This is a genomic window from Vibrio sp. 10N.247.310.17 (assembly GCF_041466605.1).
Taxonomy (GTDB): Bacteria; Pseudomonadota; Gammaproteobacteria; order Enterobacterales; family Vibrionaceae; genus Vibrio; species Vibrio tasmaniensis_A.
In genome coordinates this window covers 1-6,735 of the sequence record NZ_JBFSTC010000148.1, presented here as the reverse complement: position 1 = coordinate 6,735, position 6,735 = coordinate 1, and the positions used below count along the sequence as shown (strand labels likewise).

The window sequence follows — 6,735 nt, the reverse complement described above, 5'->3', positions numbered from 1 at the left end:
CTTCTTCTTGAAGATAAAAGCGGCTTTCCCCGGAAAGCCGCGATGAACCTTTTTAATTGGCTGTGCTGTCGAATTAATTGGCTGCTCCGTCGAAGCATCCGCAACTGCTGGCTGAATATGTAATAGCCCCCAGACAGCACCAGTAATACCGACGGTCGTGAGTAATGAAGCGAATAATTTCATGCTCTTTCCTTGTTGTTCATTTTACTTATCAAGGACAGTACAGGAGGTGAGGTAAACAAAAGGTAACCTAGCGGGCTTTTTAGTGGTCAACAGCGAATCCGCCGATTGTCAAATTTGTTAATACAGCAATTTGGGACACTTTTTTTCATGTCGGATTGGTAATACTGGCGCCATATTCATTTATGGGCTCAATAATGCTATTCAAATATCCCATCTCTCTGCTGACGATTATTCGGCTTAATCCATTAAAGGTCGCCGCGACTTGGTTAATGGTATTGGCTGAAAACGTGATGCTTATTCTGCTGCCACTGTTTATTGGTTACGCCATCGATGGAGTGCTAAACCAACGTTTTCAGCCTTTGATGATATTGGCACTGATTCTTTTTGTACTGGTGATCATCAGTGTCGTTCGTCGTTTTTACGATACCCGTGTGTATGGTGCTATTCGCGTAAAACTGGCAAACCTTGTTGAGCGTAACCTGCGCGGTTTGTCTATTTCGACCAAAGACGCCCGGCTAACCATGTCTCGTGAGCTGGTTGATTTCCTAGAAGATGATTTGCCTACTTTGATGACCGCGATAGTTCAGCTGGTCGCGACGGTGGTTATCCTCTCAACGTTTCACTTCTCATTGGCACTTTGCATGTTGTTTGCAGGGCTGTCGATGCTGGTTATCTACGGCGTATTCCACCGAACCTTTACACGACTCAATGGCCAATTTAACGACCAAGTTGAACAGCAAGTGAAACTACTGAGTGGTGTTCGCTTGTCAGCGCTTCGTTGGCACTTTGAACGCCTAAAACAGTGTGAAATCAAGCTGTCTGATACCGAAGCTGTTGTCTATGGGCTGATTTTTATCGTGTTATTTGGCGCGGTTATCGGCAATTTATGGATGGTGAGTCAGCTTATTGAGCCGACCGCTGGTCAAGTGTTCTCCATCGTCACTTATTCACTCGAGTTTGTTGAAACCGCAGTGATGCTACCAATCACGCTACAAACCCTTTCTCGTCTCACTGAAATCAGTCAGCGCCTTAATCACACCTCCACTCAACAGGTTACCAAGGGGATTCCTCATGAAATTTAAAAAGCCACTTTCTGTATTAGTCGGTTGCGCAGCCATCTTTATCGCGTTGGTTGTCGTTGATGAATTGGAACCTGAAGCTACCCAGCCAGTGAAGAAAGAAGCCGTCCTTGCCCCAGTTTCAGTGTTAGAGGTAACACCATCACAGCATCAATCAACGCTAACGGTATTAGGTGTAACTGCTGCTCGTTGGCCTGTGCAGTTGAAAGCATCCAGTAGTGCACAGTTGAAATGGCTAGATGAAAGCGTTGAACCGGGGAATTTGGTTAACAAAGGCGATGTGTTAGCAAGGTTAGATACTAGCGCAGTTGATGCGAACTTGGCTCAGGCGTTGAGCTCATTGAAACAAGCAGGATTAGAATTGAAGCAGGCTAAGCATGAGCAAACGGTCGCGTTAAAAATGCTGAATCCGAAAGCGAGTTCGTCTTTTGCGCGTAGAGAGCCTCAATTACTTGCAGCGAAAGCTAATCTCAAACAAGCGAAACACGCTTACCTGAGTGCACAGAAGTTGTTGGAGGAATCAGAGATTACCGCCCCCTTTAATGCGGTGATCATGAAACGCCATATTAGCCCGAGAGAGTGGATAGAGGCGGGGCAAGTGACCTTTGAATTGGCTGCCAGTGATTCGATTGATATTGAGTTGCCTATCTCTGAAATGCATTGGCAACAAGTCCAAGCCGCTCTGACTGAGCCAAGTATCATGGTGGTGAACCGCTCTGGGAATCAGTGGCCTGCAAAGGTGCGCTATGTGTCTCCGCAAGTTGACTCGGTCACTCGCCAAAGACAAGTTGTGCTTTCGGTTGAGGCGCCTTATCAAAGCAAGCCAAGATTGTTTCCAAATCAACAGGTTCAGGCTGTGGTTAATCTAGGGCTGAAGGATAACGTAGTCAGTGTACCTTTAAGTGCGATGACACGAGACGGATATGTGTGGACGTTAGACAGCAATGATCGTCTACGTAAAGAGTCGGTATCCCTGATTGGGCAAGGTAATCAGGTGCTCGATATTCGGTTTAATCAGCAAAGTGAACAGGTTCGCAGAGTGGTGCAATATCCGCTTTCTTCAATGTTAATTGGTAAGCAAGTCGAGCCTAACTTTTATCAAGATGATCGTTCAGAATCCATGATCGCGAGCCAATCTGACGATGAACAGATTGAGGAGGTAAACCAATGAGTTGGATGACCAAATGGTTTATCAATAACCCTGTTGCTGCCAATTTATTGATGATGGCGATTGTTATCAGTGGTGTGCTTGCGTTTGGACAATTGCGTGTCGAGTCGTTCCCACAAATAGCACCGTCTTCCATCAGTATCAGCGTTACTTACCCTAGCGGTACGGCGCAACAGATCGATGAGAGTGTTACGCAGCGAATCGAAGAGTCAATCAGTGGTATTGCAGGCATCAAACAGATCACCAGTCAGTCGAGTGCTGGGATTTCTCAGGTCATGGTTCGTAAAACCAGCAGCACAGATTTAGACAAGCTTCTGGACGACATTCGTAATCAAGTCAACGCGATCAATGGTTTTCCCGTGCAAGCGGACAGACCACAAGTTGTGCGAAACGAATTTACCAATTTGGCGGCGTTTGTGGTGGTGTCTGGGCCAAGAACCGATGACGAACTGCAACCCATCGCCAAGCAACTTGAACAAGCACTGAAGAAGAATCCGCGTATCTCGAAGGTATCAAATTGGGGAACTCGCACATCTCAACTGGTTATCGAACCCGATCCTGACCAACTGAAAGCGTTGGGGCTCAGCTTGGAAGATCTTGCAGGTTTAGTTGAGCAGCGTTCTCTTGAGACTCGTAGCGGAGAGTTAATTAGCGACAAAGGCCGAATGGTGATTCGTGGTGACGGTTATGCCGATGATTTACAGAAGTTGAACCAACTTGTGGTGATTTCAGGAAGCAACGGAAAAATACTACTGGGAGACATCGCCAAGTTAAGTCGTGGTTACCAATACAGCGGCTCCATCGTACGTAATAACGGTTCTAACGCCATTGCATTACTGGTCAGTACTAGCCAAACCGACAACCTGCTCAAAGTCAGTGAAGCGATCAGTGAAACACTAAATGCCCAACGCGCGATTTTGCCGTCGGATATTGAGTTGAATACCATGGCCGACATGGCACCTTACATTGAAGAGCAGCTATTTCGTTTGAGTGAGAATGCATGGCAAGGGTTATTGATCGTCGTAGTTCTACTTGGGATCTTTCTTGAAATCAGGCTCGCCTTTTGGGTCGCAATGGGTATTCCAATTGCGCTGACTGGAACGTTGGCAGCAATGCAGTTGTTCAACTACAGCATCAACGACATCACTCTATTTGGCTTTATTTTGGTTCTCGGTGTGCTGGTGGACGATGCAGTTGTTGTAGGTGAAGCGATACATGAAAAACGGACGGGGAACGTCGGCTATTCTTCTAATATCAATGGTTCCTCAAATATAAACGACCCCTCTAATATAAACGGAAAGACAGCCGCTTGGCAGGGCGTTAATTCAGTATCAGTGGCTACCGTGTTTGGTGTGATCACAACCATCGCTGCGTTTTCTCCAATGTTATGGATTAATAACGAGCTAGCCAAAGTGCTGGCTGGGTTTTCGGCTGTGGTGATTTTTGCACTGATATTCTCGCTTATCGAAAGCAAGTTTATTTTGCCGTCACACTTGGCTCAGCTTTCTGTGAAAACGCCATCAACGGGTTTGTTCGCCAAGGTTCAGAATGCTGCTCAAGGCGGGTTGCAGTGGGTTAATCTCAACATCTACAAGCCAGTATTGGAGTTTGCACTTGGTTACAAAGTTGCGTCTCTGCTTGGGTTTGTTGCGGTTATCTCCCTGGCTTATGGCATGTGGTCTAACGGTGCGATTCGCAGTGCATTGTTCCCTGAAATTCCGGGGCGTTACATCACCGCGGTTATTGAATTGGAAGATGGCGCGCCACTGCCTTTACAGCGCCAAGCCTTGTTGCAAGTTGAGCAAGCAATGACACAAGTAGAAAAAGGCTTGATGGAAGATTACCCATTACAAGATAAGCCTGTTGTGAATCTGCTTGCTTGGTCTGATGGTTATGGCGAAATGGAAGTCACCGCAGAGCTTACTTCTGAATCTTTAAGCTTGTTGCCGGGCAATTTACTGCTGAAGCGATGGCGCGAAAGCACTGGGAAAATTGAAGGCGCTTACTCGGTTAAGTTCAGCGCGGCAGAGGAGCCTGCTGGTGGAACATTCTTAACGATCTCTTCCAATGATCGTGAGCTTGCTTCTCTCGTTAGCGAGGAGCTAGCGGACACTTTGGCTTCGTTGAAAGGCGTATCGGATGTTTACGACGACGGTCAGGATGGTTTACCGCAAGTTCGCTTGGTATTGAATCAATATGGTCAGCAGCTTGGGTTAACTCAAGCGAAACTGGCTCAGTTAGCAGGCGAAGCGTTTGGCGAAAGAGAAGTGCATCGCCTGTTAGAAAATGGGCAAGAGACCAAGGTGCTTCTGCAATATCCGAGAAAGGAGCGCAGAACCTTAGCTCAGCTACAACAGGCACTTATCATGTTACCTAATGGCGGAAGTGTGATGATGGGGGATATTGCTGAGTTTCGTCATGAGCAAGAACCGCAAGTGGTTTACCGCCGCGACCGAGAGCAAGTGATCAACCTGTATTGGAAGCAGAACCGCGACCTACAATCACCAGAGAAAACACGTGAGCAACTCGAAGAGTCGATTGAATCTCTGCACCTACAATATCCAAGCGTAATCATCAAAGCGTAATCATCAAAGCGGGCGGTGAGTTTGAAGAGATAGGGGAAGTGTCGGATGGCTTTAAATCAGCGATGATTCTGACGTTGTTGATGATCTACACCTTGTTGGCTGTGCCTTTGAAATCTTACTGGCAGCCGCTGATCATCATGGCGGTAATCCCGTTTGGTTTTGCGGGCGCGATTTTTGGTCACTACTTGATGGACTTACCCATCAGTATTCTATCGTTGTTTGGAATGATGGCCATGACAGGCATCGTGATTAATGATTCGTTGGTGTTGATTACTCGTTTTAGCGCTGAATACCGCCAAGGGGTGCCGTTACAGCAAGCGTTAGTCATTGCGGGTACTAGCCGCTTGAGGGCGATTTTCTTGACCACCATTACAACGGTGTGTGGATTGTTGCCATTGCTAAGCGAAACCGCAGAGCAGGCGCAATACTTGAAACCAGCGGCAGTATCTTTGGTGTTTGGCGAGCTGTTTGCCACTGCGGTAACTCTGATTTTGATTCCCGTGTTGCTTGGCCTGTTTTGCCGCAAGCCCCCGCTAGTTGAAAATCTAATTGAAAAAGAAGCGGACGAACAAGATTCATTAGAAGAACTCACTTTGGAGCGCTCGTGATTGATTTTATAAAGGACAAAGACGATAGTGAAGCCAAGCTCTCCAATTCAGCGAAGCTAACCGACAGTAAGACTAAAGCCAATGTACCAGAGACCTAAGACTGTATGACGCAAGAGAATAAACCTGCTTTGCATTTAGAACCAGATTTTAAACTGGTGCCTGAGATTACATTGATTGAATCTTTGCCAGAGCACCTTCAAAAACGCTTTACGCATGCATTGACCTTGATGCATGAAGAGTGGGGTGAGCGTCGTACGTGGGAAGAAATTGCAACAGAGAGCGCGATTTCGCCTTATCACTTTCATCGTCAGTTTACCGAGTTGTTTAATGAAACTCCTGGCTAGTATCTAAGCCGTGTTCGGTTACAAATCGCGGTCGGTTTGTTGATCAATGATGAGCCGTGGAGCGTGATTGAAATTGCTCAGTATTGTGGCTACTCATCGTCACAGTCATTAGGTAAGGCGCTCAAGCGTGAGCTCGGTGTTACAGCAAAACATATTCGAGAAATGGGCTATAACGCGACACCTAAGGAAACGGCAGAATTCATCCAGAAATTAGCACATCCAGGTGTGCAGTCTTCTATGGAGAAAGAGCTAGTTAAGTCTATGCCGATCGAGCTAGTTTGGTATCCAGAACGCGGCATGCAAAAGCTTAAGTTGGAAGATCCTGATTGGGACACGGTATTTGAAATCTATGGTCAGAAGTCGACTCACTTGATGGGCACTACGCCGATCAAGCAAATGAATAATAAATGGGACGACATCGACGCTGAAATTGGAAATTGGCAAGTCGCGAAAGATCGTTATGATATGACCATTCCTGAAGGCTACTACTTATGCAGCGACGTTTATCTGGTTTCAGATGTGGCGTACAGCACAGCGTTAGAAGCTCTGTTTAAGGCGGTTGAGCAACAAGGTTTGAAGTTAGATGTGCAAGGTTATTTGGTAGAGATGATTCGTCAGATCGATATGGATGATGTTGAAGGCGTGACCTTCTCATTCCAGTTGCCCATCTTAACGACCCAAGACAACGAATAATAAAAAGGCTCCTCAATTGAGGTAATGCCGATCGTTTAAGAAGACTTGAACGATCTTGCAGTTAGCAGATAATCC

Annotated in this window: 2 protein-coding genes and 3 pseudogenes; 4 read left to right on the top strand and 1 reads right to left on the bottom strand. The window is 46.5% G+C overall.

The window, feature by feature from the left end; translation table 11 throughout:
• A pseudogene (locus AB6D80_RS23715) lies at nt 1-183 on the bottom strand (hypothetical protein); the annotation flags it as partial.
• A 194-nt stretch (nt 184-377) separates the two neighbouring features.
• Between AB6D80_RS23715 and AB6D80_RS23710 the strand changes: the two are divergent.
• The 4 genes and pseudogenes from AB6D80_RS23710 (at nt 378) to AB6D80_RS23695 (ending at nt 6,660) form a co-directional block, all read left to right on the top strand.
• On the top strand, nt 378-1,265 hold the full coding sequence (locus AB6D80_RS23710; RefSeq protein WP_372189801.1) for an ABC transporter six-transmembrane domain-containing protein: 888 nt from the start codon (nt 378-380) through the stop codon (nt 1,263-1,265).
• Nucleotides 1,255-2,433 carry an efflux RND transporter periplasmic adaptor subunit gene (locus AB6D80_RS23705; protein ID WP_372189799.1) on the top strand — a complete coding sequence of 393 codons (1,179 nt, stop codon included), beginning with the start codon at nt 1,255-1,257 and terminating at the stop codon, nt 2,431-2,433. The genes AB6D80_RS23710 and AB6D80_RS23705 overlap by 11 nt, the downstream gene beginning before the upstream one ends.
• A pseudogene (locus tag AB6D80_RS23700) lies at nt 2,430-5,623 on the top strand (efflux RND transporter permease subunit). The gene AB6D80_RS23705 and the pseudogene AB6D80_RS23700 overlap by 4 nt, the downstream one beginning before the upstream one ends.
• A gap of 104 nt (nt 5,624-5,727) precedes the next feature.
• Nucleotides 5,728-6,660, top strand: a pseudogene (locus AB6D80_RS23695) (helix-turn-helix transcriptional regulator).
• Nucleotides 6,661-6,735: the final 75 nt, after the last annotated feature.

What these genes read in the sequence shown, in the direction of transcription:
- AB6D80_RS23710 (WP_372189801.1), top strand. Translation starts at nt 378, where the DNA reads ATGCTATTCAAATATCCCATCTCTCTGCTGACGATTATTCGGCTTAAT.
- AB6D80_RS23705 (WP_372189799.1), top strand. Translation starts at nt 1,255, where the DNA reads ATGAAATTTAAAAAGCCACTTTCTGTATTAGTCGGTTGCGCAGCCATC.